The organism is Litoribacter populi (assembly GCF_007483685.1).
In the GTDB taxonomy this organism is placed as follows: Bacteria; Bacteroidota; Bacteroidia; order Cytophagales; family Cyclobacteriaceae; genus Litoribacter; species Litoribacter populi.
The window spans coordinates 608,059-633,808 of sequence record NZ_VMKN01000002.1 but is presented as its reverse complement, the minus strand read 5'-3'; the positions used below and the strand labels follow the sequence as shown (position 1 = coordinate 633,808).

General features: G+C 43.0%; 23 protein-coding genes. 16 read left to right on the top strand and 7 right to left on the bottom strand.

Annotated elements, in window-relative coordinates:
- Window positions 1-419 precede the first annotated feature (419 nt).
- The 6 genes from FPL27_RS18505 to FPL27_RS18480 all read left to right on the top strand — a co-directional run bounded on the left by FPL27_RS18505 (window position 420) and on the right by FPL27_RS18480 (window position 8,801).
- Window positions 420-3,149 (top strand): cation-translocating P-type ATPase, encoded by a 2,730-nt coding sequence (locus FPL27_RS18505; protein WP_143962705.1) that lies wholly within the window; start codon window positions 420-422, stop codon window positions 3,147-3,149.
- 395 nt (window positions 3,150-3,544) lie between these two features.
- On the top strand, window positions 3,545-5,116 hold the full coding sequence (gene istA, locus FPL27_RS18500) for an IS21 family transposase (protein WP_143959468.1): 1,572 nt from the start codon (window positions 3,545-3,547) through the stop codon (window positions 5,114-5,116).
- Between the two features lie 62 nt (window positions 5,117-5,178).
- Window positions 5,179-5,934 carry an IS21-like element helper ATPase IstB gene (gene istB / locus FPL27_RS18495; RefSeq protein ID WP_143959469.1) on the top strand — a complete coding sequence of 252 codons (756 nt, stop codon included), beginning with the start codon at window positions 5,179-5,181 and terminating at the stop codon, window positions 5,932-5,934.
- An 889-nt stretch (window positions 5,935-6,823) separates the two neighbouring features.
- Entirely contained in the window at window positions 6,824-7,603 is a 780-nt protein-coding gene (locus FPL27_RS18490) for a hypothetical protein (protein ID WP_143962704.1), read from the top strand.
- Between the two features lie 301 nt (window positions 7,604-7,904).
- On the top strand, window positions 7,905-8,051 hold the full coding sequence (locus tag FPL27_RS18485) for a hypothetical protein (RefSeq protein WP_317129458.1): 147 nt from the start codon (window positions 7,905-7,907) through the stop codon (window positions 8,049-8,051).
- Between the two features lie 174 nt (window positions 8,052-8,225).
- Window positions 8,226-8,801, top strand: coding sequence for a DUF4199 domain-containing protein (locus FPL27_RS18480; protein WP_143962703.1), 576 nt, complete (start codon window positions 8,226-8,228; stop codon window positions 8,799-8,801).
- Window positions 8,802-9,062: 261 nt separating this feature from the next.
- Here the strand turns inward: FPL27_RS18480 and udk are convergent, their stop codons facing one another.
- Both udk and FPL27_RS18470 read right to left on the bottom strand, forming a co-directional pair.
- The gene (udk, locus tag FPL27_RS18475; RefSeq protein ID WP_143962702.1) at window positions 9,063-9,686 is read right to left on the bottom strand and encodes a uridine kinase; all 624 of its coding nucleotides are present in this window, start codon (window positions 9,684-9,686) and stop codon (window positions 9,063-9,065) included.
- Window positions 9,687-9,726: 40 nt separating this feature from the next.
- Complete coding sequence (locus FPL27_RS18470; protein WP_143962701.1) at window positions 9,727-10,305, bottom strand: non-canonical purine NTP diphosphatase; 579 nt, start codon at window positions 10,303-10,305, stop codon at window positions 9,727-9,729.
- Between the two features lie 202 nt (window positions 10,306-10,507).
- Between FPL27_RS18470 and FPL27_RS18465 the strand changes: the two genes are divergently transcribed.
- The 8 genes from FPL27_RS18465 (at window position 10,508) to FPL27_RS18430 (ending at window position 17,474) form a co-directional block, all read left to right on the top strand.
- Window positions 10,508-11,521 (top strand): response regulator transcription factor, encoded by a 1,014-nt coding sequence (locus FPL27_RS18465; RefSeq protein WP_143962700.1) that lies wholly within the window; start codon window positions 10,508-10,510, stop codon window positions 11,519-11,521.
- Between the two features lie 334 nt (window positions 11,522-11,855).
- Complete coding sequence (locus tag FPL27_RS18460; RefSeq protein ID WP_143962699.1) at window positions 11,856-12,224, top strand: hypothetical protein; 369 nt, start codon at window positions 11,856-11,858, stop codon at window positions 12,222-12,224.
- A gap of 70 nt (window positions 12,225-12,294) precedes the next feature.
- Window positions 12,295-13,587 (top strand): hypothetical protein, encoded by a 1,293-nt coding sequence (locus FPL27_RS18455; protein ID WP_143962698.1) that lies wholly within the window; start codon window positions 12,295-12,297, stop codon window positions 13,585-13,587.
- A 107-nt stretch (window positions 13,588-13,694) separates the two neighbouring features.
- The gene (locus tag FPL27_RS18450; protein WP_143962697.1) at window positions 13,695-14,324 is read left to right on the top strand and encodes a hypothetical protein; all 630 of its coding nucleotides are present in this window, start codon (window positions 13,695-13,697) and stop codon (window positions 14,322-14,324) included.
- A 116-nt stretch (window positions 14,325-14,440) separates the two neighbouring features.
- Window positions 14,441-14,995, top strand: a complete 555-nt coding sequence (locus FPL27_RS18445; RefSeq protein WP_143962696.1) for a CsgE family curli-type amyloid fiber assembly protein — start codon at window positions 14,441-14,443, stop codon at window positions 14,993-14,995.
- Window positions 14,996-15,011: 16 nt separating this feature from the next.
- On the top strand, window positions 15,012-15,416 hold the full coding sequence (locus tag FPL27_RS18440; protein WP_143962695.1) for a curli production assembly/transport component CsgF: 405 nt from the start codon (window positions 15,012-15,014) through the stop codon (window positions 15,414-15,416).
- Between the two features lie 158 nt (window positions 15,417-15,574).
- Window positions 15,575-16,825, top strand: a complete 1,251-nt coding sequence (locus tag FPL27_RS18435; protein WP_235893496.1) for a CsgG/HfaB family protein — start codon at window positions 15,575-15,577, stop codon at window positions 16,823-16,825.
- A gap of 7 nt (window positions 16,826-16,832) precedes the next feature.
- The gene (locus FPL27_RS18430) at window positions 16,833-17,474 is read left to right on the top strand and encodes a carboxypeptidase-like regulatory domain-containing protein (protein ID WP_143962693.1); all 642 of its coding nucleotides are present in this window, start codon (window positions 16,833-16,835) and stop codon (window positions 17,472-17,474) included.
- Window positions 17,475-17,758: 284 nt separating this feature from the next.
- Here the strand turns inward: FPL27_RS18430 and FPL27_RS18425 are convergent, their stop codons facing one another.
- The 4 genes from FPL27_RS18425 to FPL27_RS18410 form a co-directional block, all read right to left on the bottom strand.
- Complete coding sequence (locus FPL27_RS18425; RefSeq protein ID WP_317129457.1) at window positions 17,759-18,298, bottom strand: FKBP-type peptidyl-prolyl cis-trans isomerase; 540 nt, start codon at window positions 18,296-18,298, stop codon at window positions 17,759-17,761.
- A complete protein-coding gene (locus FPL27_RS18420) occupies window positions 18,295-18,846 on the bottom strand; it encodes an FKBP-type peptidyl-prolyl cis-trans isomerase (protein ID WP_143962692.1) in 552 nt (183 codons plus the stop codon). The genes FPL27_RS18425 and FPL27_RS18420 overlap by 4 nt, the downstream gene beginning before the upstream one ends.
- 63 nt (window positions 18,847-18,909) lie before the next feature.
- Window positions 18,910-19,842, bottom strand: coding sequence for an FKBP-type peptidyl-prolyl cis-trans isomerase (locus FPL27_RS18415; RefSeq protein ID WP_143962691.1), 933 nt, complete (start codon window positions 19,840-19,842; stop codon window positions 18,910-18,912).
- Window positions 19,829-20,869, bottom strand: coding sequence for a DHH family phosphoesterase (locus FPL27_RS18410; RefSeq protein ID WP_143962690.1), 1,041 nt, complete (start codon window positions 20,867-20,869; stop codon window positions 19,829-19,831). The genes FPL27_RS18415 and FPL27_RS18410 overlap by 14 nt, the downstream gene beginning before the upstream one ends.
- A 187-nt stretch (window positions 20,870-21,056) precedes the next feature.
- Here FPL27_RS18410 and FPL27_RS18405 point away from each other — a divergent pair, with 187 nt between their 5' ends.
- Window positions 21,057-21,476 (top strand): nucleoside-diphosphate kinase, encoded by a 420-nt coding sequence (locus FPL27_RS18405; protein ID WP_143962689.1) that lies wholly within the window; start codon window positions 21,057-21,059, stop codon window positions 21,474-21,476.
- 419 nt (window positions 21,477-21,895) lie between these two features.
- A complete protein-coding gene (locus tag FPL27_RS18400) occupies window positions 21,896-25,342 on the top strand; it encodes a pyruvate carboxylase (RefSeq protein WP_143962688.1) in 3,447 nt (1,148 codons plus the stop codon).
- Between the two features lie 139 nt (window positions 25,343-25,481).
- Here the strand turns inward: FPL27_RS18400 and FPL27_RS18395 are convergent, their stop codons facing one another.
- Window positions 25,482-25,721, bottom strand: a complete 240-nt coding sequence (locus FPL27_RS18395; protein WP_143962687.1) for a Kazal-type serine protease inhibitor family protein — start codon at window positions 25,719-25,721, stop codon at window positions 25,482-25,484.
- Between the last annotated feature and the right edge of the window lie 29 nt (window positions 25,722-25,750).

The window sequence follows — 25,750 nt, the reverse complement described above, 5'->3', positions numbered from 1 at the left end:
CTATCTCCATTTCGAAGAGCCCCATCCAGCTTTATTTTCTGCCGTCTGGGAATTTACTGGCACCCATGCTCTTTCGGAAAGTATGGCTTTTCCCCTCATCACAAACCTCTACTTAACACTTTCTAATTTTACCAGATACATTTATAAAATGCAAATCGACTAAATAGGCTTAGGAATAGCTGTATTCCTGGCATTTGCTGCACCAATAGTCTTCGAAGGCCTATAGAACAGGAGTCTTAAAAAGATGCTTCATAATTTTTCATTCTTTATAAATCAAAACGGGTGGGAACCGAGTTTAATTGATTCTTGGCAAAACAAATTCAACCTTGGTTTTGACTTTGTACAAACCCGCTTGGTATACTGGAAGGGTAATTCAGACTAGTGACGAATATTTGGTGCCTAACACAAATTAACACTATATGAGCAGGGCTGTAGAAAAAGAAAATAAAAAATATTACCCTTGGTACTCACTCCCTCTTTCAGAAATTTTTGCTATCCTTAATAGTTCAGAAGAGGGAATTTCTTCGGAAGAAGCTACCATTCGATTAACGTCGAATGGACCGAATACCTTGGTGGGGAAAGGGAGAGAAAGCGTTTTTAGGATACTGGGAAGGCAGTTTTTAAATCCTCTTATCTATATTCTTATCGGGTCCACTGTAATAGCCCTCACCATGGGGAAATTCACCGATGGCATTGTTATCATTTTGGTTATTTTGATCAATGCTATTATTGGCTTCATTCAAGAATATCAAGCAGGCAATACTATTGCAGGGTTGTTAAGTCTTGTGCCCGAAAATGTCACCGTGTTGCGGGAGAAAGAGCAGATCAGCATTCCAATTAGCGAGCTGGTAATTGGCGATTATGTTCTCCTTCAGGCAGGAGATAGAGTGCCTGCTGATCTTCGGCTTAATTTCACAAAAAATGTGCGATGTGATGAAGCTATTTTAACCGGGGAATCATTTCCAACTGAAAAAAATACCCATGCATTGCCTCCTGATGTAGGAATTTCGGCACAGAGCTGTATGGTGTTCAGTGGGACATTGATTACATCCGGAACTGCCGAAGGAGTGGTGGTAGCTACCGGCATGGATACGGAAATAGGTAAAATTGCTGAACTTCTGGAGACTACCATACCACCCAAATCTCCGCTCACTCTATTGCTGGAAAGATTAGCGACACGGATTACTACGGTCACTATTATAGTGGGGCTTGCTGTTTTTGGCATGGCAATTTTTAGGGAATATACTTTTGTTGATGCGGCATTTTCGGCCATTACATTGGCAGTTGCCGCTATTCCTGAAGGCCTGCCGGCAGTGATAACCATAGCAGCCACCATTGGGGTGACGCGGATGGCAAAAAGGAAGGCCATCATTCGGCATTTGGCTTCAGTAGAAACCCTTGGCAGTACTACCGTGATTTGCTCCGATAAAACAGGTACCCTCACCAAAAATGAAATGCAGGTTGATTATCTGTGGACAAATAATATGGAATTCCCCGCCCAGGAGGTAGAAACCCTGAATTTTATAAAGGAAGGAAGTCATTCGGCAGGTTTATTAAAAAAAATGATCTTTTCGGCAACACTATGCAACGATGCCTCACTGCAAGAGGATAAGGGCACAGATGAAGTTATAGCCATAGGAGATCCCACTGAGGTTGCACTTTTGAAAGCTGCGGTTAGTTTTGGTGTGGATCCTGAAGTGTTGACCTCCCAATGGAAAAGGCTGGATGAGTTGCCTTTTGATTCAGACACCAAAATAATGGCCACTCTTCATCAATCCACTGAAGAGGAATGGGTTATTTTTCTAAAAGGAGCTCCGGAATCTATCATACCTCTCTTGGCCAATTCTGGAGGAGACGTCCTTAAAGAGGAAATTCGCAAAGGCGTATTGCAATTTGCCCGAAGAGGATTGAGAGTGCTAGCTTTTGCCTCAAAAAATTTATCCAAGGCAGAACCTCCCAAAATCACACATGGATGTTTAAATCAATCGACCTTTCTGGGGTTGATCGCTATGAGTGACCCACCAAGGCAGGAAGTGAAGGAGGCCATAAGCATCTGTCAAAGTGCAGGCATAATTGTAAAAATGATTACCGGGGACCACCCAGTAACTGCGGTTGAAGTGGCGAGGCAGCTTGGGTTGGCACAAAATGAAAAGGTGATCACGGGTGATGAGCTTCACAAACTGAAGGAGGAGGAGTTACAGGAATTGATAAGGGATACACATATATTTGCAAGGGTTTCTCCAGCGGATAAGCTGAACATCGTAAAGGCCCTGCAGGCAAATGGAGAAATTGTTGCCATGACCGGAGATGGAGTCAATGATGCCCCTGCCCTCAAGCGGGCAGATATAGGCGTGGCAATGGGGATCAGCGGGACCACTGTGGCCAAGGAATCGGCGGATATGATTCTTGCCAATGACAATTTTGCAAGTATTCAGGCGGCCATTGAGGAGGGGCGTAGGGTATTTGACAACATCCTCAAAAGTATTATTTTTCTGTTGCCTACCAGCATAGGGTTAGGCTTGGTGATTTTTGTAGCAGTGATCTTCTTCCCCTCAGAGGAGGGGGTACTCCTTAAACCTATGGTGCCTGTTCAGGTTCTTTGGATCAACCTGATTACTGCTGTTGCGTTGACCCTACCACTTGCCTTGGAAGCTAAAGATGCGGATGTGATGAGCCGGCCTCCCCGTAGGCCAAGCACCCCTTTAATTAATTCCTATTTCATGTTGCGGATTGTATTGGTTGCCATGGTGATGGCAGGGGGGACAATTTGGTTGTTCCTCTGGGAGTTCCAGTTGGAGATGTCAAAGGGAGCTGACAGGGCCCTTGCTATTTCGGAGGCCCAAACCATGGCTGCTACTACAATGGTATTATTTCAGGTGATTTATCTTATTGATTGCCGCTCACTCAAGCTTCCTGTCCATAAAATTCCCCCTTTTTCCAACCCGGCTATTTATTTTGGGATTGCAGTTGTTCTACTGGCCCAAATAGCTTTGGTTTATTCGCCTTTCATGAATTACTGGTTTTATACCTCTCCTTTAACTATTAAAGCTTGGGGAATGTCTTCATTAGTGGCCTCCACCATTTTGATCGTAACCAGTGTCGATAAGTGGGTTAGGAAGGGAAATCAGGTTTGTGTTGGTCACAGGTAAGTATAATTTTTAAGGATTGTTATGTCATTAGTTTCAGATGCGCATAGGTGCCGTCAGAAATCAATTTTTTGAGCTATGGATGGGTAATTAAAAAAAAGCCTCCACAGCAGGTGGAAGCCCTTTACTAACCATTTTGTACTTATGAGAATTAAATATACTAAAAATAGTTAACACTTGTTACAGTTTATTATGCCCGTGCAGGCTGGTCCGTGGTGATATAGTGTATTTTTACCACAGAAAGCACAGATTTTGTAATCGGTAAATAAAACTGCACCACTTTCGGTAAATAAGAATGCACCAAATTTGGCAACAATAGTGCACCACTAAAAATCCTCTTGGGGCATGCCCCAAGAGGATTTTAGAGTATTTTGCTGGTCTACCAAAACTAGCATTTTATGAATGTGTACTTAGACAAATTTATGACTTATTTCGAAATCCACCGCCTCCAAAGGGAGGGATTTTCCCTCCGGCAGATCAGCGAGCACCTTGTCCTCAACAGGCGAACCGTAAGCAGGTACCTATCCATGAGCGAGCAGGACTATGAGCTGATGCTGATACAGCAGTCACAGCGCCCCAAGGTCCTTGCTCCCTATGAGGAGTTTGTCAGGCAACGCCTGGAAAACTTCAGGGACACACCTGCAGCCCAGATGCATGACTGGCTGAAGGAACATTTTCCGGACCTGCCAAAGGTCTCCCCAAAGACCGTCTTCAACTTCGTTTCCTGGGTCAGGGACAAACACAACCTTCCCTTTGTCAAACTCCCCCGAGAGTACGAAATGACGGAAGAGCTTCCGTACGGCAAACAGGGCCAGGTCGACTTTGGCGAATACAACATGCGAAGCGGCACGGGAAAGAGGGTAAAGGTGTTTTTCTTCACACTTGTCCTTTCCCGCTCGCGGTTCAAGTACGTATGGTTCACCGACAGGCACTTCACTTCCCTGCTGGCCATAGAGGCCCATGAAAATGCCTTTGCATACATCGGAGGCATCCCCCTGGAAATGGTCTATGACCAGGACAAGGTGTTCATGGTAAGCGAAAACGGAGGGGACCTCATCCTTACGGACGCCTTCAGGGCCTATACCCGGGAGCAGTCCTTCAGCCTTTACTTCTGCAGGAAAGCCGATCCCGAAACCAAAGGGAAGGTCGAAAACGTGGTCAGGTACGTAAAGAGAAGCTTTCTTTACAACCGCACCTTCCACAATATCGAAACCCTCAACGACGAGGCCATGGGATGGCTTGGCCGTACCGCAAACGCACTTCCCCATGCGGTGACCAAAAAAGAGCCGCAGTCAGAGCTTTACATCGAGCTGCCCTTTCTCACCCCGTACCGGCCCTGTGCCCCAAAACCCGCCGTACCGGCCCTCTTTGCCGTCCGGAAGGACAACACCGTCTCTTACAGGGGCAACTTCTACTCTCTTCCCCTGGGCACCTATAAAGGAAAAGGAAGCGAAGTGGCTGTACAGGCACAGGGGGATGGCCTTTTTATCTATGAACCCGGGGGCACCACGGAAATCTGCCGCCACGACATACCTGTGGGAACAGGCCAAAAAGTCCTCAAAACCGACCACAGGAGGGACAAAAGCGGCTCCCTTGAGGAGAAAGCCGCCCTGGTTGCCGGAATGTTCAGGGACAGCGAGGAGGCCCGGCGGTGGATAGGAATGATCCGCGCCGAGAAGCCCCGGTATGTCAGGGACCAGCTCAGCATGATCGAAAAAGCCCTTATAGGCGCCGATCCGGAAAAGACCGGGCTCACCCTGAGGTACTGCCTTGAGCAATCAATCTGCAGTGCGTCGGATTTTATATCCATCCTGGAGCTACAGGACACCTCAAGGAAGGAGGAAACCAACATCAGGGTACTCAACCCGCTGAGCGGAAAAATGCCCGACAGCGCCCTGGTACAGCCCGAAAAGAGCAATATCGGGGAGTATGAGGATATCGTGAAGAGCAAGAAAAAAAGCAACAGTTAACCAAAACAGGCCGTGGGAGCAATCTTTTGGATGCCTTCCACGGCCCCAAAACCAGACAGAAAATGGAGAAAAAAGAACAGATCAACGCCTTTTGCAGGCAGTTTAAGATCACCGGAATGGCCAACAGCCTGCCCGAGGTCATCGCCAAAGCGGAAAAACAGCGCTCCGGGTTCACGGACTTCTTCCTTGAACTGCTCCGGGAGGAATCGAACCTTAGGCTCAAAAACGAGGTGGCAAGGCGGAGAAAGGCCGCACGACTGCCGCTCAAAAACGACCTAGGCCAGTACGATCCGGGAGCCGAAAACGGCCTGAACCTGACAAGGATAAACCAGCTGCGGGAGCTCAACTGGCTCGACCAGGGGTTCAACCTCATGCTCATGGGCCCTTCCGGTACGGGAAAGACATTCCTGGCCTCGGGGCTTGGTGCCGATGCGGTGGACAGGGGCTACAAGGCCTACTTCAAGACAATGGAAGACCTTACAAACATCCTGAAGCTGAAGGACATGACCAGGTCGTCAATGGCCGAATACAAAAGGCTCCAGAAGGCGGATCTCATCATAATAGATGATATCATGCTCTTTCCGGTGGAAAAAAGCGTTGCCGTCTCCCTTTTCAACTTTATAAACCAAATCTATGAGCGGACCTGCTTCATCATCACCACCAACAAAATGCCTGCAGAATGGGCCAAAATGCTTGATGACGAAGTCCTGGCAACGGCATTGTTGGACCGCCTGCTGTTCCGTTGCGATATTATAAATTTATCGGGGAAAAGTTATAGAATGAAAAACAGGAAAACTTTCTTTGAACAGGAAGAATAGGCAGCGTATATTTACAAAATGGTGCACGCCTGTTGCCATTTTTGGTGCACTCCCATTTACCATTTTTGGTGCATTGTTGGTTACCGCTTACAGATTTCCACGGATTATTAATTGTAATTTCTCATACCCCATACTTCTCTGCGCTACTTTGATTATTCGGCCTGCGGCCTGATTTAGGGGTTTAGAAATTGCAAAGCGGCGAGGAGGAGGAAGCGTTGGCAACTTCTGGGTAGTTACATATAGGTTTGACCTTAGGGATCGCTATTCCTGTTAGATTAAATCATGGCGATGGTTAATGTTTGTCAAAAATATTGTTTTTGCTAATATTCTTAGAAGTCTATTCTAATGTCATCAATTGGATTAAGATAAAAGACCAGGCAGATTTGTTGGGTTATAATTACGAGACATTTAAAAAGGTGAGGCAAAAAGTAATTGAAAAAAATCCAAAACCGATAAAATTACCCACAGCAACCAATAAAAAGGTTTCTTATTCCTCTTATTAGCGGTTACTTTAGTATGGTTTTTCACAAGGAGTGGAAAAGCTTTTGGTTTATGGTTTAAGGACGGAAAACGGATGACCGAGAAAATATTTTAAAAAAAAAGCGAAACCTTTTGGTTGTGAATACGTTAGTGATAGTTCCAACGCATTTTTTAGCGATAATCACCAAAATTAATTCCATTATATAAGAAAAAGGGAAACTAAGGGGTTAGACGAACACGGAGTTAACACGGAGTTAATGGAGCTTTAACGCAGCTTTGGTGTGGCTTTAGGGCAGGCTTAGTGTAGCTTTGGTGCAGGGATGGGGGAGATGGTTTAAGGCTTATGGTTCAGGGTTCAAATGTTCAGGGTTTATGGTTTATAGGTTAGGGTTTAAGGAGAAAAAAAAATATGGCAAGGCAATCAGCAGGACATGAATTTGAGGGTACCGTGGATGGGGTATGCTTTTATAAGATGAATGGGAAACATTATGCGAGAAGAAAGAGCTCGCTTACTGGGGAACAGTTTAGGAAAAGGCCGGAGTTTGACAACAGCAGGAAGACGGCGTCGGAGTTTGGAAGGGCGACTTCATTAAGTCAGTTGTATAGGCATGCGGCCTGGAGTTTTCTGTATGATATGAAAACGGGCTATATGCCCTCTTATCTGACGGGGGTCTTTCAGCGTATTATTCAGTCCGACGAGATCTTGGAGAGAGGGGCTAGAAAGCTGTTGAATGGCAATGTGGGTTTGCTGAAAGGGTTTGAGTTGGCAAAAGAATACCGTGTGAGTGATTATGTGGAGAGTCTTCCTAAAGTGAATATATTGACGGAGGAGCAGGTAGTGGAGTTTGAATTTGGGAGTATGCTCAGGCATGTTCCACAGCGGGCCACGCATTTTTCGATCCGATATGGGGTGGTATTGATATCAGAGGATGGGGAGAAGCAGCACCAATGTTGGGATAATGAGGGGGATGAGTTGATCGTGCCGATCGAGGAGGGAATGGATCATCTTGGCAAGGTGCGAATGGCTTACGAGCAGAAATGTGAAGAGGTGCTGGTGACGGCTTTGATGGGGATAAGGTATTATCAGGTGGGGGCTGATGGGCCTGTTCAGCTGAAGGAAGGTGCGTGTGGAGTGGTGTTGGGGAGTGAGGTGAGCACTGGGCACGGAGCACTGGGCGCTGGGCACTGAGCACTGGGCGCTGAGCACTGAGCATTTAAAAATCCGGAAAGGCATAAATGGCCCGGCAAGATGCTCCATCTGACAACAATGACAACAGCGCCTTTCGATGCGAAGCATAGGAACAGCTGACAACCATCACAACCACGTGAACCTCAAGTACGAAATACGAAGGACGAAGTACGATCGGCATCCGATCCGGTCTTCGGTCTTCGGTATTCAGCCTTCGGTCTTCATTAAACCATAAACAAAATTAACGAAATACAAAACAGATGGCAGGCTCCGACGCCGCCATTTTTCAAGAGGCTGCAATATGCCGGAGATGCTGGCTGCAGTAGGAGGGACCCTGTTGGCCGCGCCAGTAGCCCTTCCAGCTGCAATCATCACAGCAGCAGGATACGCCGTGGTGATGGGATCGGTTCTGGCGGCGGTAAGTCAGGTAGCAAAGGAGGATAAATAAATAAAAAAGAGTAGAATTAAAACCCGAGGGAAACCTCGGGTTTTTAAGTGTGGTGGAGTTTTTCAGATGGGAAGGAGGAAAGAAGAAATTCAGTCTAGCCAAAGTCGAAGAAAATTTTGTTTTGATGTTTGGGCTTTATTTCTTTCTTTTAGGCAAAAATAAAACTTTATATAGATGGAACAGATTAGAGCCATAGATCCAAAGGATGAACCAGTCATCTCACCATTAAATGCAGCCATTCAACCAGGTATAGTATTAGGCTTGGTAAGCACCGCCATATCATTTATGGCATATTTTATTGATTTCAGTTTACTTGCCTCCAGTTGGTTTGGATTTGCAAGTTTTGGAATTATGCTAGGGATTATTATTTACTTTGGAATAGAGTATAGAAAAGAAGTTGGGGGCTTTTTAAATTTTGGCAAAGCATTTAAATTTTCATTTGTAGCTTTGTTAATCAGTGGTTTGATATCTACTATTGGAAGCCTATTGCTTTTTAATGTCATTGATCCTAGCCTTTCTACTGCTCTTGCCGATGTTTTGTTGGAAAACACATTAGCAATAATGGATAAATTTGGCGCAGGGAGTGCCCTTTCGGCTGATCAAATTGATGAAATGAGAACTGGCTTTTATGAAAACTACACTGTATTAGGAATATTCAAAAGTTATGGGTTCTATATTATTCCTGCTGCGCTCATTTCTTTAATTGCCGGAGGCATTATAAAGAAGAAAGATAAGTCTCTGGAAAATTAATATTGGTTAAAATTTTTAATTGCAGTTAGGGGAAGCGTATTTAGTATGCTTCCTCATTTTTTTTATAATTAAATCCTGCTGGCTTAAAAGTTCCGCCACATGCCTCCTCCTCTACATCGAATGGAACAGCATTTATAATTGAGAAAAAGGTTTTCAATTCTTTAGCTGACCATTCAGGTGTTCAGCTGGTGGAAAAGGTTTGAAAAGAGCTACGTGAAACCGTGTCCTTCACTTCGTACTTCGTCCTTCGTATTTCGTACTTTAAATGATTTCCGCTTTGAGCTTCAAATATGACTTCACCAGATCCAAGGCCCGGTCGAAGCTGTCATTGTTAGGTACTATGATGTCGGCTTCGTGTTTGAAGGGTTCGATGTACTTTTCGTAAGTGGGCATGACGTGTTTTTCATACCTATATAATACATCATCCAAATCGTAACCTCTTTCGACTTTATCTCTGACAATACGGCGCTTGAGTTTGATGTAATCCTTAGCGTCGATGAAAACTTTTAGATCAAGCAAACTGGCAAGTTCTGGGTAATACAATACAAATATCCCTTCCACCACAACTACGGGGGCTGGTTTGAATTCCAGCATCTTGGGAATCTTGTTGGGGTTGTTGAAGGTATATTCCTGACGGTAGACCGTTTCTCCGTTATGGATTTTGCGGATGTCTTCGGCGTATTGCTCGAAATCTATGGAGTGGGGGGTGTCAAAGTTGTGGATCCCGCGGTCATCCAGGGGTTGCTGGTGACGGGGCTTGTAATAGTTGTCCTGGGAAATTAAGCAGACTTGATGGGGTTCGAAAGAGTTGAGCAACCTTTCCAGAAAGAGGGTTTTGCCTGAAGCGCTGCCTCCTGTGATTCCCACGATGTATGGTTTATTCATGGGAGCCAAAATTATGAAAAAACTTTCAATCTAACTGCCCTCAAAAGTAAGAATGCAGAAAATCCGCCAATTTTTCCACCGCTTGCCCGCGATGGCTGATCTGATTTTTGTCCTCCATGCTCATCTGAGCGAAAGTGACCTCAAAACCCTCAGGTCTGAAGACGGGGTCATATCCGAATCCTTTTTCGCCAGACTTAGACTCCGTGATCTCCCCTTTGGCGATTCCTTCAAACTTATGTTCCTCTCCCTCCAATATTAAAGCGATCACCGTGCGGAATCTTGCCGAGCGGTTTTCTTTTCCGTTGAGCTTTTCAAGCAAAAGGTCCACGTTTCGAGCATCACTTCTAGGTTCCCCGGCAAATCTCCCCGAATAAACCCCGGGAGCCATGTCCAGCGATTCCACTTCAAGTCCCGTGTCGTCGGCAAAGCAGCTAACTCTGTAATTGTCCCACACGTATCTAGCCTTTTCAAAGGCGTTGTACTCAAGGGTGTCCCCCGTTTCGGGTAACTCCACTTCGCAGCCGATGTCCTTTAGAGACAACAGGGTGTAGTTTTCCCCTAATGCGGCTTTCACTTCTTCGATTTTTTTAGGGTTGTTGGTGGCAAAGCAGATTTTCATGATTCGGATTGTTTGAGGCAAATTTAATGGAAATGGCTATTATATAAAAATTGGGGATATTTCTAATAATTACTGTATAAAAAGGCAAGTAATTTGTTTTTTAAACTATTAAACTGTAAATTCAACGCATTAAACTGCATTTTATCCCAAGAATGTTGGTTTATGGTAGTATCCCAGATTTTTTTATTTAATCCTAATATCTATGACTGATATAAAAAAGAAGATCCTTGTATTGACCTCCTGTGAAAAACGAGGGAAGGACCTATTAAAATTATTGTCAAATAATAACTATGCTGTTCAGGTGCAAGTCCAATTTTCAGCTAAGGAAGAAGAATTGATAAGAAGGAGAAAGGTAGATGCTGTTATATGCGATCAGAAAAATAAGTCTATCGGAGGATTAAGTTTGTTTCAGGGGTTTTCAGATTATTTTTTTCAAATACCCTTCTTTCTTATTCTTGATGAGTTTGATTCGGAGGAAGTCATGCTTGCTTTGGAAGCTGGCGTTTCAAATTTGTTTTTTGCGCCTTTATCAAATGACCTTTTGCTGAAAAAGGTTTCCGTCGAATTTTCAAAGTTGGAAAAGGCGAATGTATTAAATACTACTGGATTTCGGGAATTTTTTGAAGATTCCTTTACCCCTAAAATGCTGATGAGAAATAATCGGTTTACTTCCAGCAATACTATGCTCAATGAATTAAACCCTGTATTCTGCAAGTTGGCCTTAGGTAAGACATTGGATGAGATTTTTGATCTGAGCAAGAGTAAATCAAATAGTCTAAACATTAAGCGGTTTATGAATGGTATTTCTAACTCAGTAAAGGTGTATGGAGTTGAATGTAAGCATACTGGAAGTGCGTATGATATGCTTTTATTACGCCCGTCCAATTCGTATTCGGGAGAGTATATTATAGAGCTGGTACCATTGAAACCGGTGGCTAGTGATGATGGTACGGTAAAGTTTGATGCGGAGATGTTATCAAGCGGCAAGTCGGTAAAACTTACTGAAAGAGAAACTCAGGTATTGAAGTTGTCGGCTTCAGGTATGCCTATAAAGGTGATTGCTGAAGAACTTAAGGTATCCAATAGGACTATTGAAAAGCATAGGGCCAATATAATGGAGAAGTTTGGAGCTAATAACATTATTGAAGCTATACAAGCCAGTTTGGCTTTATCCGGTAAGCAAAGGGGTGTTAATCTCGAATACAACCTTAATTAATGAAGCAAATTTTAGCTTTAGGATAAGTATTTTGAAAATCTCTGGAAATTCCAGGGATTTTTTTTTTGATTTTATTTTAGGGCAAACAGTCAGTGGGTAAGTGATTTCTCTAATTCTTAGAATGCATACTTTAATATCTACTTCTAAAATACAGAAAAATGACGTTTGAAGCTTAATAAATGGTTTTAATACGTATTATTACGAATGTGTTCTCATTTTTAAACTAGCGGAAATTACGTATTGTAGAGCTTTTGGGAGTGGGCTATCTTTGTGTATGAAGTTTATGAAAAGCATTTTCAAATCTTCAAAAAGCAAATTTTTAAATATCAGTGTCATGAATTATTTCTTTATTCTACCGCTTGTCATATTAGGCTGCTCAGTGAGTTTTTCCAGCCAGGCGCAATCCAAAGATAAAAAAAGCGAAGGCAGTACAACTGTAAGATCAGAAGCCTCAAAGGGTGATACGCTTACAATCAAATCCTATGGGCCAAATAACCAGGTAAAGATCGACACCCTATTGGTAAACGGCACTGATACCCTTCATGTGATCAACGGCCGGACGGTAGGTGAGATCAACCAAGCTGGGGAAAGTAACAAAGTGGAGATCAACCACAAACGACACCCAAATAATACTTCCAGCAACAAAGTGACCATCACCCAGTCCGGCAGTAATAACAGTGTCAAAATCAACTCAGGAAATTAATCAATTTATCTATAAACAATTAAAAATCAATTTACTCAATTTTAACTTTTAACTTTTAATTCTTAACAAAATGAAAAAAACAAGTTTAGTTTTAGGAATGGTCTTCGCTGCGACCTTCGCCATGGCGCAAAATACAGCTGATGTAACCCAATTAGGTAATCGCAATGCTGCAACAGTAGACCAAACTGGTTCTAATGGAGCTTTTATACTTTCAACTGGAAATGATAACAAAGCGACTACTACTCAAAACGGAGAAGGGAATTCTGGTTCTCAAATCCAAACTGGTAATCGTAATGAGGCTACCATCGATCAAAATGGTGTAGGTGGAGATAGATCTTCTGATTCAGATAATAATGTAGCATCTCAAATTCAGACAGGTAACAGAAATGCCGCATCAATTAATCAAGAAGATAATGGAGGTTCTACAGCTTCTCAAATCCAGACTGGTAACAGAAATGATGCTTCTATTTTCCAAAGAAATCCTTGGGGCGGTGTGAATGACCATTCTCAGATTCAAACTGGAAATGATAACAGAGCTGAAGCGAATGCTTGGAATGGTGGAAACACTGGTCTTCAGGTACAAACTGGGAGCGACAACTATTCTTATTTGACTCAAGCTCAAAGTGGAAACGATGCTACTCACCTACAAACTGGTAGTGGGAACTATGCAACAAGTGGTCAGTCTTCAGGTGGAAGCAGTGTATTTGTTTCTCAAGTTGGTGATGCTAACATTGCTACAACTGGACAAACTGGAGCTGGTAACGATATTGTTATGAGCCAAATTGGTTCTGGAAACAATTCAGGTGTAAATCCTTATTGGACTGGTACAACAGGTGTTAACCAAATAGGTGCAGATAATTCAGTAGCTTTTGCTCAGATTGGTGATGAAAATACTCATTATGTGGCTCAAAATGGAAACGATAACAGTGCTTTTGTAGCAGCAATCGGTGATGAGAATAAAGGCTTTATTTCCCAGAGAGGAAATGATAACCTTGCTGCTTTAGCTCAAGTAGGTGATGAAAATTATGCAAACATTTCTCAAAGAAATAATGATAACATTGCAGCTGTAGCACAATTTGGATATGAAAACACTGCACGTGTAAATCAAAGAAACAACGGTAATGCAGCCGCTATCCTTCAGAAAGGTGCTGAAAACGAGGCTATGATTTCTCAAAGCGGGTTCCCGTTATTCGGTGGTGGATCTAACTCAGCTCTTATCGCTCAGCATGGAGACGGTAACAAAGCTGGCGTGACTCAAGTAGGTAGAGACAACTCTGCTGCTGTATTCCAGTCTGGTAATGGTCATGCTGCTGGTGTTCTGCAGATAGGTGTAGGTAACACTGCTACTGTAATGCAGAGATAATCCACAATAGAACAAAGGATATTAAAACTCTCCAGAACTTTCTGGGGAGTTTTTTTTGTTAAACCATGCTGGTATTTAGGGTGTTGTTTAAAAAAAGACCCATCAGTATGAAAAATCTTATTCTTCTTCTCGCAACCTTCCTCCTTGTCTTCCCATATGCAAAGAGTCAAAGTTTAGGATTTCAACAAAATGTGGATGAAATCATTCTTTTAAACGTAAATGCTATAGAGCAAGCTAGTTTTAATTTTCAGAACTTAGCTTATATACAACAAATAGGAAATGTAAATGTAGCCAGATCTGTCCAGGAAAATCGTGGGTTTAACCAAAATGTAACTTTAGTACGGCAAGGTGGAGTGGCAAACATTGGCCGAGTTGATCAGCGAGGTAGTGCTCACGAGTTATTGCTTCAACAGCTTGGGGACATTAATTTCATTAATTTTATTCAAAGAGGGAATTTTTCAAATTTCATAATAGACCAGTCCGGTACTGGGAATGTGCTTGATGTTTATGTTTTTAATAATTCTGGAAGTAGGTCCTCTGGTAACATTAGGCAGGAAGGGAATTATAATCATATTGAATTATTAATGTATGGTGGCCGGGCTGTAGATATTTTTCAAAAAGGGGAACGCCATTCCATAAATGCCATTGTGAGCGGAGAGGATAGTTCTCTAAAAATATTTCAGGAGTCCGGCATGGCTGGTGAAGGTATGAGGGTATATGTTTTTACTGGAAATTAATTAATTTAGTCTGCATTTATTTCAGGTGTTATAGAGTGCATTTTTATCAATATATTTCGGTGTTAAGATTTGCTTATGAATTGGATTATCCTTTACTTTAGGATGGAAGTGATCTAATGATTTTTGTGATGAGAGTGTTGGTTTTGATCTTGTTTTTTTTCATTCTTGCTTTCCATTCCGAAGCGCAAGTTGATACTACATTTTTAAAAACATCCAGCGATTCTATAATTAACCAGTTAAGGCAGGATACCACTGATTTAAAAGAAGCTCCTGAAGCATTGAAAAACCTCTTGGAAAATATCACTAAAGAAGAAACCAAGAGAATGAAAGGGGAGTTGGAATTGGAAATAGATGGATTGATTATCGAAGAAACCATGACCAAAAGTGGGAATGATTTTTATGATTTTTTTTATAGGGATTGGGAACCACCTGTTGAGGCAAGGAATTACACCATTTTCATTATTGAACGCCCATTTAGATTAAATATGACGATGATTGAAGTTTCTATTAATGAAACTATGGTTATCCAAACATTTTTACAGCCAAGATTAGAATTTGTGGAAAATTTAGCAGCTGAAACTGTATTTACTTTACAGAATTATTTAGCTAATTTTGAACAGATAAAAAGGGATCTGGAGGGTGATGAGCGCTCAGGTTCGGGGATATTTTAATTAAATTTTAAGTGATATGAAAAAAGTTTTTCTCTTAATGTTGTTTATTTTTCCATTGATGATTGGTTTCAGTCATGCCCAGCGACTTGTCTATCAACCAAAAAATCCAGCTTTTGGTGGTGATACTTTTAACTATCAATGGATGCTTAGTTCAGCTCAAGCCCAGGATACTTTTAAGGATCCGGCAGAAGTAAATAGAGATCCGATGGATGAATTTGCTGAAAATCTTAATAGACAAGTTTTAAGCCGACTTGCCAGAGAGATAGTAGATCTCCAATTCGGGTCAGAAGATTTTTCCGAAGGCAGTTATAATTTGGGTGATTATAGAGTAAATGTGAGTGACGGGGGAAGCGGAATTGTGGTCACCATAGTGGACTCTAGGACAGGTGGATCAACTGTGGTTGAAGTACCTACAAATTAATTTTTGATTAAGATTTATTTTTGATGAGTAGAGCGTATGAAGCCTTTTATACTAAAGGTATTGGGCTAATTTTGTTTATAGTTTTAATTTCGAGTTGTTCACCTTATTTTCATCAACCATTTGGTGATCGGGATGCGAGCTTAGGACCAGAAACGAGAATGAAAAAAGAACTTTTGAATCTCCCTGAGCCAAAAGAACCCGTTGTTGTCGCAGTTTACAAGTTTCGTGATCAGACTGGTCAATATAAAGAAACGAATGTTGGGGCCAGTTGGTCCACTGCCGTAACTCAGGGAGCCACCAATATCCTTATCAGGGCCCTGGAAGAATCCAAATGGTTTGTGCCAATCGAGAGGGAAAATATCAGTAACCTTCTGAACGAAAGAAAAATCATTCGTTCAAGCAGAGAGCAATATGAGGGTACCAACAATGTGTTGCTTCCTCCTTTACTATTTGCAGGGGTTCTTTTAGAAGGTGGAATTATCTCTTATGAAACCAACATCTTCACAGGTGGTGCTGGGGTTAGGTATTTTGGCAGCGACGCCTCTTCCCAATATCGTGAAGACCGGGTAAGCATTTATCTTAGAGCTGTATCCACTAGTAACGGTAAAGTCCTTAAAACTGTTTATACAACCAAATCCATACTTTCACAGGAAGTTTCTGCAGGCTTTTTCAGATATGTCAAATTTCGAAGGCTTCTGGAGGCAGAAACGGGCTATACATATAATGAGCCTACAGAAATGGCCATTACTGAGGCTGTTGAAAAAGCAGTTCACAGTTTAGTTTTGGAAGGAGTCATGGGAAATCTGTGGGAATTGAAGGAAGATTCCGATACTACCAAGCAGCTTATTGACCATTATTTGACGGAAAAAAGCGATAATGTGGAAACTGATTACATAGGCCGATTACATAGGTTCAACCATAGGTCCTCGTTCTATGTTTCTCCTAAATTTACAACTCAATCTTATATCGGAGATTATTCCAGTAGTACACCTCAAACAGGTTTTGCCGCTAGTTTTGGCTTTGGACTTTCTAATAGTTTGTATATCGACAATGAGCTTGGTTATCAGCAAGTCAATATCAGCGATGTGGTTAATTCAAGAGAGTTTTTTGGAACTACGGGAATTAAATACTTGGCAAACCCTTCAGGGAAGCTTTCTCCTTATGCAAGGGTAGGTGCAGGGACCTACTATAATTTTGGCAATAACATAGCCTTATCCAATCAGACCTGGTTTCCTTTAGTAAATTATACTGCAGGTTTAGAATACGTGTTTGGAAATAAGACTGCCATGATGGGTGAAGCCTATGTTAACCAGCACCTCAGTGATACCTATGATGGCGTCTCGGCAGGAAGCTTTAATGACCTGATCCTCGGATTCAAGTTTGGAATTAAAATGTACATCGGAAATTAACAGTAAAATGAAGTATATAAATTATTTGTGCTTATTGGCAATCAGCGTTTCTTTTTTGGGTTGCGAACTAGAGAATATCGACATTGATAGATTTGGAACCATTTCCGGTGTAGTAGTAGATGGGGAATCCTATGAGCCACTTTCAGGAGTGCAAGTTACCACCACCCCGGCAAGTACCAGTGTGCTTACAAACGAGGAAGGAGTATTTGAACTGCATAAAGTTCGGTTTGGGGATGTGGTCATTAATGCCCGTAAAAAAGACTATCTATCCGGTACTATAAATATTGCTGTGTATGAGGAAGAGAATACCTCTTTGACCTTCTTCCTGCTTGAGGATGATATGGATGCGGGCAATGTGGTCATCTATGATCCGGTTCCAGGAAATGGTGCGGTAAATCAGCCTCTTTCATTTTCCTTCAAATGGAGCGTGGATCAGGACAATAGAGATAGGGAGCTTGAATACACTGTTTATATCTTCCAGTCTAATTCTACTACACAAACAATCGTTGGGGAGAACTTAGCTGCAAGGGAAGTTGTGGTCGCAGACCTTCAACCGGCAACAACATATTACTGGTATGTAGTGGCTAAGTATGACGGCAGAAGAGTTGCCAACAGCCCAACATGGTCATTTAGAACAGGCAACCCATAATAACCTTTCACGTTTAACCACTGCTTGTTCCACAGAACCGGGTCTTTGATCCGGTTTTTGTGTTTTGTTACGTTTAAGTTTCACGCCAAGAGCGCAAAGTTTAGCGCCAAGAGCGCAAAGCTTTGGAATAGTAGGAGGCGAAAAGTAAGAAGTCAAAAGTACTTTACTCCTTGCCTTACTTTTCCTTTTTACCTTTTACTAGTCAACTAGCCTGACTTCTAGGCACGTAAAAAGGCGCCCAACTAAAGTTAAGCGCCTTTTATAATAAAGATTATTTTTATCTCTTAATCCATTCCCAAAAACTCAACTTCGAATACCAAGACAGAGTTAGCGGGTATGTTGTCGCGCTCCTCATCGTTACGATACGCTAATGGCGAAGGAATGATTAATACACCTGTAGAACCGCTGCGGAGGTTTCTGAAGCCATGTGAGAAGCCTTCAATGGTCCCCTGGCTGAATAGGGAAAAAGACATAGGTTCATATATTCTACTCTCATTATGGATATCGTTCTCAATAGCGACATCTTCATATGTGGTGTCAAATACAGTCCCGTCAGTAAGTTTTCCCACGTAATTGGTGTAGACAATACTTCCCGCAGTAGGTCGGTTTGCTGTGCCTTCTTCTTGTACCAAGATTACTACACCGCTTTCGTCCTCAATTTTTTCTATATACTCATAGGGGTTTGTGGCAAGGAAGTTTTCGATCTTTTCCTTGTCTCTTGCCAAATTGCCATCATAATCGTACTGCTCACCAAAATCGAACTGGTCGCATGAAAAGGCGGTGATAGCCAATACTGCCCAAATAATACTTCTTTTCAACATCATATTTCTTCTTCTGGTGCATCTGGTATGCTTATCAATTCTATATCAAATCTTAGAGGAGTATTGGAAGGAATAGAACCGTCGCGTGATCCCCCTGTTCCATAGGCGTAAATAGAAGGAATCAGTGTGGTTACGGTTTCTCCAACTTTCATATTGTAAACCGTAAAATCAAAGCCTTCAATTACTTGTCCAAAACCAAATACATATCCCCAAGGTTCGAATGGAGCCTGTTTTGTTATGCCATGTTCCTGAGCCACAGAGTCCACTGAGGTGTCAAAAACCCTTCCGTCCAAAAACATTCCGGTATAATTCACAAACACACTGTCACCCTGTTCGGGGCTTCTGCCACTTTCTACTTCGTTATGCCAGATCATTACAATACCATTAGCTCCATCTTCTTCTGTTTTAACACCGGGGATTGGGGTCTCCTGGAGATATTGTTGAATACGTGAAAGATCCCTATCATGGATGTTCTGCTGAGACTCATCATCATTGATACAAGCCGCAAATAATACAGCGGAGCCTAAAACCGCCAAGAATGATTTTTTCATAACTGTATGCTTACTAAGGGTAAAATAAAGCCTTCGCAATATAATGACGAAGGCTTTAAGTTTTTATTTTACGTCTGTTACTTCAACGTCGAAAACCAATACTGAATTTGGTGTGATCACCTCACTCGCCTGTCTGTTTCCGTAAGCAAGTGGAGAAGGGATAAGCAGTTTTGCTTTAGATCCTTGTCTCAAAAGCTGAAGACCTTCGTCCCAGCCCTGAATCACGCGGCCTGCACCTACCTGAACCTCGATCGGCTCATATCCTCCTCTAGCTTCATTAAAGATACCTTGCTCTCTGGCGATGTCCTCACGACTGGTGTCAAACACCCTTCCATCCAACACATAACCTGTGTAATGAACTTTAGCCATATCGCCGGCATTTACTTCTTTTCCAGAACCTTCTTCCTCAATGACGTAGAAAAGCCCTGATTCTGTCCTGTTTGCTTGAAGATTATTTTCGGCAATGTAATTCTCAATGATTTGGATATCTGCTTCTGTTTGCTCCACAGACTCTCTGGCTTGTCTTTCCTGCTGCTCTTCAGCCATAGCGGTGAAGAAATCTTGGAATGCTGCCTCGTCCAATACATCGACTACTCCGATTCTTAACCTGATGGTCTCTTCGGCAGTCAAGAACGGAGGAACACCGAATCCACCAAACATTTTTTCTGCTGTAGTTTCCACAAGGATACTATCCCCTTTCTTAAGGTTCATGAAGATCTCGTCGATACCGGACTGTGCTTGTGCAGTATCGTTGTATTGAAGATATGCTGGGGCGTGTTGCTCATAACTGGAAATGAAAGTGGAATCATTCTCATTTTCAGCAGTGAAGTGATAAAGTACATACTCACCATTGTTGGGAGCCTTGGAGCCCTCTTTGATGTACTTGTACTCAGTGCCATCAGCTGTAGTCGCTTTTCTTCCGCTGTCACAACTGCTTACTGCTACTGCGGTTGCCAGGATACCTCCGGCAAGGATTAAATTCTTAATGTTTCTCATCGATTAATTCTAATTGATTGAATAGGGATTGTTTGTTTTCTTTGATTAGTTTTTCAAATCGCTCTACCGTCTCGGGCAGCGGATCTTCGGATTTGCCTCCAGAAGCATTTTTGTGCCCGCCTCCGTTGAAGTATTTAGCGGCAAATTTATTGACAGCTACGTCTTCTGTCGATCTGAAGCTTATTTTGACGCCGTCTTTTCTTTCTGTGAAAAGGGCCGCGATCTTGATTCCGTCTAAGGAAAGGGCATAATTGACTAAGCCTTCCGTGTCGCCGGTCTGGGAATTGTATTTTCTGAGATCTTTCTTGCTTACCGTAAAATAGGCGGTCTGAAGGTCAGGCAAAATTACCAATCTTCTGGAAAGGGCAAAACCCAAAAACTTAAGCCTGTCCACTGAATTGGTGTCATAGATCAGGCGACTGATTTTGGAGTTGTCCGCGCCAAGGTCAATTAGCTCGGCAGTGACCAAGTGGACGTTTTTGGTGGTGTTGGGGTGCTTGAAGCCTCCCGTGTCCGTCATAATGCCCGAATAAAGGCATTCGGCAATATCACAGTCTATCAGGTTTCTGTCGCCGATTTTTACGATCAGTTCATATATCAGTTCGCAAGTAGCTGCTGCTTTGGTGCTAAGATAAGTGAAATCCGCAAAATCCTCAGGATCCTGGTGATGGTCTATGTTGACTTTAAATGCATTGGATTCCCGGATGTAGGGCTCCATATCATATGTTCTGCTCAGGCAGCTGAAGTCTAGCCCGAAGATAATGTCAGCCTCTTTGATTTTTTCAATTGCAGTTGGTTGATGGGCTTCGTCCTCAAAGTTGAGCACCTCATCATTGCCTTTCATCCAAGCAAGAAAAGAAGGGTAGTCCGAAGGCGTAATAACGGTCACTTCGTGCTTCTTCTTTTTCAGGAAGTTGGCCATCCCCAGCGAAGAGCCAAGTGCATCAGCATCAGGCTTATGGTGGGTGGTAATCACAACTTTTTTTGGTGAAGATATTTGTTGTTTAAATAACTCTAAGTCTTGCATGTGTAATGTTTTGGCTGCAGTATCCAGCACATAGGGTGCAAAGGTCTGTATTATTTTCGAATTTTCCCAATAGGTGTAATCGCCTAGAAATGAAAACTATAAGGTTTATTTCTGCCGATTGGTTCGGACTTTCGGTTAAAAGCCGTAAATTTGTGCCCTATTTTAAACCTAGAAAAAAATACGTAAAATGGCAACTAATAGAACATTTACTATGATCAAGCCTGACGCGTTTGGCGCAGGCAATACAGGAGCTATCCTTAAAATGATCCAAGAGGCAGGATTCAAAATCGTAGCCATGAAAGCAACGAAATTGTCGGCTGACCTTGCGGGCAAATTCTACGAAGTACACAAAGAAAGACCTTTTTACAATGATTTGGTATCCTTCATGTCTTCTGGTCCTATCGTAGCGGCTATCTTGGAAAAAGACAACGCTGTGGAAGACTTCAGAAAACTTATCGGAGCTACCAACCCAGCTGAAGCTGCTGAAGGTACTATCAGAAATATGTTTGCCAAGTCTATCGACGCCAACGCCGTTCACGGATCTGACTCCGACGAAAACGCTGAGATCGAAGGAAACTTCTTCTTCTCCCAAGCTGAGAGAGTATAATTGAACTGAAAGTTAATTGCTTAGTAAATAAACCACAGTGGCGCTGAGACCTCAGAGAAAATTACTCTGGTACCTCTGGGCCTCTGTGGTTTTTTAATTTACCTCAAAATAACTTAACCGCAAAGAGCGCAAAGGTGCGCAAAGAGTACTTTCATGCTAAAACCCATTTCCTACATATCATTTTTTCTTTGCGTCCCTCTGCGTCCTCCCGGTTCGCTTTGCTCTCGGGACAGGTTCTGCGGTTTGATTAATTACCCGTGATCCCTGGTCCAAAATATGGTTTAATTTTTGATCTGCCTTTGTTTTATAACGCAGAATGCAAGTGAAAACGATTGAGATTTCTTATATTGGTAATTCTCAAGTCTTTTTATTGAAAATAATAAACCCAAAACGCATAACTTTTAAACAGTTTTACTTTTATGCCTATTCACAAGATTAGCAAACTCCTGGTGGCCAACCGGGGGGAGATTGCCATCCGCGTGCTCAGAGCCGCTTCCGAATTAAAAATCCGCACCGTTGCCATTTACACTTATGAGGACCGCTATTCCTTGCACCGCTATAAGGCTGACGAAGCCTATCAGGTCGGGCAGGATGAGGAACCTTTGAAACCATACCTTGACATAGAGGAAATCATAACCGTTGCCAAGCGCAATGAAGTTGATGCCATCCATCCAGGCTATGGCTTCCTGTCGGAAAATGTGCGTTTTGCCAGAAGATGTAAAGAGGAGGGAATCATTTTCGTTGGTCCGGAGCCGGAGGTAATGGAAAATCTTGGAGACAAGGTGGCTGCTAAAAAGATTGCCATTAAATCAGAGGTACCCATCATCGAGGACAGCCATGAGGAGTTGACTACCGTGGAGATCGGACTTTCCGAAGCCAACCGGATAGGTTTTCCAGTGATGATCAAGGCAGCTGCTGGCGGGGGAGGCCGCGGGATGCGTGTAGTGAAAGAGGAAAAAGCCTTCAAACAGTCTTTCTTGGACGCCAAAAATGAAGCACTGAAAGCCTTTGGCGATGATACCGTATTCCTTGAAAAATATATAGATGACCCCAAGCACATAGAAGTACAAATCGTCGGGGACAATTATGGCAATCTGGTCCACCTTTTTGAAAGGGATTGCTCCGTTCAAAGGAGATTTCAAAAGGTGGTGGAAGTAGCGCCAAGTGCCACCCTTTCCCAAGAAGCTAAGGATAAAATTTACGGGTACGCTCTCTCTATTGCCAAAGAGGTAAATTATAACAACGTAGGTACCGTTGAATTCCTGGTGGACAAAGATGAACGCATCTACTTCATTGAAGTAAACCCAAGAATCCAAGTTGAACACACCATTACTGAGGAAATTACAGTCATAGATATCGTCCGCACCCAGATACTGGTGGCCAGCGGAATGGAGCTTTCCCATCCACAAATCTATATAAACAGCCAAGAGGAAATCGTGGCTAATGGTTTTGCCATACAATGCCGTATCACTACAGAGGACCCCCAAAATGGGTTCAAACCTGATTACGGTACCATCATCGCCTATCGAAATGCAGGTGGCTTTGGTATCAGGATCGATGAGGGAAGTAGCTACCCAGGTGTAAAGATTTCCCCCTTCTTTGACAGCATGTTGGTGAAAATATCCGCTTCCGGCCGAACCCTCAAAGGTGCCAGCCAACGCTTGGGAAGGACTTTGCGTGAATTTAGGATCCGAGGGGTGAAGACCAATATAGGCTTTTTAGAAAATGTCATTTCACACCCAACCTTTTTTGAAGGAAGAGCTACTGTTAAATTTATTGACAACCACCCAGAGCTATTCAGCATTCCCAGAAAAAAGGACCGCGGAACCAATACATTAAAATACCTCGCTGAGGTGGTGGTCAACGGCAACCCCGATATCAAGTTTAAGGATGCCAACAAGAAATTTAGGAACCCCAAAGTACCTTCATTTGATAGGTATAGTGAGTTCCCTAAAGGCACCAAAGATCTGCTTACTGAGCTAGGTCCAGAGAGTTTTTCGACATGGTTGAAGAAGGAGAAACCTCTTCATTTCACCGACACAACTTTCCGGGATGCTCACCAGTCTTTATTGGCCACCCGAGTTCGAAGTATAGATATGCTGAAAGTAGCGGAGGCATTTGCCAAAAACCATCCGGAAGTGTTTAGCATGGAAGTTTGGGGCGGGGCTACATTCGATGTTTGTATGAGGTTTCTACATGAAAATCCCTGGAAGCGCCTACAGCAGATTAGAGAAGCAGTTCCAAATATCCTGTTGCAGATGCTTATCAGAGGCTCTAATGCGGTGGGTTACACCGCGTATCCAGATAACTTAGTAGAAAAGTTCATCGAAAAGTCCTGGGAAAATGGGGTGGACGTCTTCCGGATATTCGATTCGCTCAACTGGCTGGAGGCCATGAAAGTCAGCATCCGGGCCGTGAAAGAAAGGACAGGTGGACTGGCCGAAGGGGCCATCTGCTACACCAATGATATCCTTGATCCAAATAACAAAAAATACAACCTTCAATATTACATCGACCTAGCTAGAAGATTGGAAGATGAAGGCATCCATATATTGTGTATTAAAGATATGGCGGGATTGCTGAAGCCTTATGCGGCGCAGGAACTCATACACAACCTAAAAGAAAACATCAGCGTGCCTGTTCACCTGCACACCCATGACACCTCTGGCATACAGTCGGCCACTTATCTAAAGGCAATGGAGGCTGGAGTGGACGTAGTGGATGTGGCTATGGCAAGTATGTCAGGGCTCACCTCTCAACCAAACTTCAATTCCATCCTGGCCTATACCAAGGGCACAGAAAGAGAAAACAAGCTTAATGTGGAAGGGCTCAACAAGTTTTCCACCTATTGGGAAGATGTAAGGGAGTTTTATTATCCATTTGAGTCTGGACTGAAAGCCGGTACAGCGGAGGTCTATAAGCATGAGATTCCTGGTGGTCAGTATTCTAACCTCAGGCCGCAAGTATCAGCTTTGGGCTTGGAAGACAAGTTTGAGGAGGTGAAGAAAAACTATGATGTGGTCAATGAGATGTTTGGCGATATCGTGAAGGTAACACCGAGTTCCAAAGTGGTAGGTGACATGGCCATTTTCATGACTTCTAATAACCTGACTAAGGAGGATATATTTGCAAAGGGGAAAGAATTGTCCTTTCCTGAGTCTGTGGTCGGGTTATTTAAGGGAGAGCTTGGACAGCCAGAGGGTGGATTTCCAGAGGACTTACAGAAGATAATATTAAAAGGGGCCAAACCATTCACCGACAGGCCAAATGCCCACTTGCAACCCATAGACTTCGATAAGGAGATGGCAGCTTTCAGGGAGGAGTTTGGCGACTTCAATTCCGAGCTTGATTTCCTTTCTTATAAGCTTTATCCTAAAGTCTTTAAAGAGTATAGGGCATTCAGGGAGGAATATGGTGATCCAAGCAAGATTCCAACTTTGGCATTCTTGTATGGATTGAAACCCAATGAGGAGATCCTAGTGGAAATCGGTCCCGGAAAAGTCATCATCATCAAATTATTGTTTGTTTCCCAGCCCGACGATTTGGGCATGCGACTGGTGTCGTTTGAGCTCAATGGACAGGCAAGAAGAATACAGGTGAAGGATAAATCTGTAAAGGCTGTTAAAGTTACCAATAAGAAAATCGAATCCGAAGGGGATGTGGGAGCGCCCTTACAAGGAAGGATTTCTGCGATTATGGTCAAAGAAGGCGATCAAGTAGAAGAAAACACGCCATTATTCGTAATTGAGGCCATGAAGATGGAAAGCACCATCTCTGCTTCCTCTGCAGGCACCGTGAAGAAAATCGTGCTGGCTGAGGGTGATATGGTGGAGCAGAATGACTTAGTAGTGCAGGTGCAGGTTTAAGGGTTTAATCGCTGTTGACAACGCTTCGCATTGTCAAGGTGCTGGATGAATGGTTTAAGGGGGAGCCAGTTAAACCATTCATCCAAGTCGCCGTGGATTTAGGGAAGCGAAAATCACGGCGACTTATTAATCCATTAAACTAATTTTCCCCCTCACATTCTCCCTCAGTCCATTTTGTCACCCCACTGTTGATAGCCACGCAGTCGTTGCTGTAGGTTTTGTTGTCGCAGCCGCAGACGGGATTGTAGATCATGTAGCAGGCGGCATCGGGTTTGATTTTGTTCTTATCTATGCAATCGCCGACAGTTACCGGTTCTGGGGCTTTGCACTGGAAGGCGAATGTGCCAAGCATAATGATGGATATGGCTAGTTTTTTCATGGTATCTCTTTTCAGTATTTACGTGCAAA

Coding starts and splice junctions, on each gene's coding strand:
- FPL27_RS18455 (WP_143962698.1), top strand. CDS start 12,295: ATGAAAAAAACAAGTTTAGTTTTAGGAATGGTCTTCGCTGCGACCTTC.
- FPL27_RS18400 (WP_143962688.1), top strand. CDS start 21,896: ATGCCTATTCACAAGATTAGCAAACTCCTGGTGGCCAACCGGGGGGAG.
- FPL27_RS18470 (WP_143962701.1), bottom strand. CDS start 10,305: ATGAAAATCTGCTTTGCCACCAACAACCCTAAAAAAATCGAAGAAGTG.
- FPL27_RS18430 (WP_143962693.1), top strand. CDS start 16,833: ATGAAGTATATAAATTATTTGTGCTTATTGGCAATCAGCGTTTCTTTT.
- FPL27_RS18410 (WP_143962690.1), bottom strand. CDS start 20,869: ATGCAAGACTTAGAGTTATTTAAACAACAAATATCTTCACCAAAAAAA.
- FPL27_RS18460 (WP_143962699.1), top strand. CDS start 11,856: ATGAATTATTTCTTTATTCTACCGCTTGTCATATTAGGCTGCTCAGTG.
- FPL27_RS18490 (WP_143962704.1), top strand. CDS start 6,824: ATGGCAAGGCAATCAGCAGGACATGAATTTGAGGGTACCGTGGATGGG.
- FPL27_RS18450 (WP_143962697.1), top strand. CDS start 13,695: ATGAAAAATCTTATTCTTCTTCTCGCAACCTTCCTCCTTGTCTTCCCA.
- FPL27_RS18415 (WP_143962691.1), bottom strand. CDS start 19,842: ATGAGAAACATTAAGAATTTAATCCTTGCCGGAGGTATCCTGGCAACC.
- FPL27_RS18505 (WP_143962705.1), top strand. CDS start 420: ATGAGCAGGGCTGTAGAAAAAGAAAATAAAAAATATTACCCTTGGTAC.
- FPL27_RS18485 (WP_317129458.1), top strand. CDS start 7,905: ATGCCGGAGATGCTGGCTGCAGTAGGAGGGACCCTGTTGGCCGCGCCA.
- FPL27_RS18445 (WP_143962696.1), top strand. CDS start 14,441: ATGATTTTTGTGATGAGAGTGTTGGTTTTGATCTTGTTTTTTTTCATT.
- istA (WP_143959468.1), top strand. CDS start 3,545: ATGAATGTGTACTTAGACAAATTTATGACTTATTTCGAAATCCACCGC.
- FPL27_RS18405 (WP_143962689.1), top strand. CDS start 21,057: ATGGCAACTAATAGAACATTTACTATGATCAAGCCTGACGCGTTTGGC.
- FPL27_RS18395 (WP_143962687.1), bottom strand. CDS start 25,721: ATGAAAAAACTAGCCATATCCATCATTATGCTTGGCACATTCGCCTTC.
- udk (WP_143962702.1), bottom strand. CDS start 9,686: ATGAATAAACCATACATCGTGGGAATCACAGGAGGCAGCGCTTCAGGC.
- FPL27_RS18440 (WP_143962695.1), top strand. CDS start 15,012: ATGAAAAAAGTTTTTCTCTTAATGTTGTTTATTTTTCCATTGATGATT.
- FPL27_RS18465 (WP_143962700.1), top strand. CDS start 10,508: ATGACTGATATAAAAAAGAAGATCCTTGTATTGACCTCCTGTGAAAAA.
- FPL27_RS18480 (WP_143962703.1), top strand. CDS start 8,226: ATGGAACAGATTAGAGCCATAGATCCAAAGGATGAACCAGTCATCTCA.
- FPL27_RS18420 (WP_143962692.1), bottom strand. CDS start 18,846: ATGAAAAAATCATTCTTGGCGGTTTTAGGCTCCGCTGTATTATTTGCG.
- istB (WP_143959469.1), top strand. CDS start 5,179: ATGGAGAAAAAAGAACAGATCAACGCCTTTTGCAGGCAGTTTAAGATC.
- FPL27_RS18435 (WP_235893496.1), top strand. CDS start 15,575: ATGAAAAAAGAACTTTTGAATCTCCCTGAGCCAAAAGAACCCGTTGTT.
- FPL27_RS18425 (WP_317129457.1), bottom strand. CDS start 18,298: ATGATGTTGAAAAGAAGTATTATTTGGGCAGTATTGGCTATCACCGCC.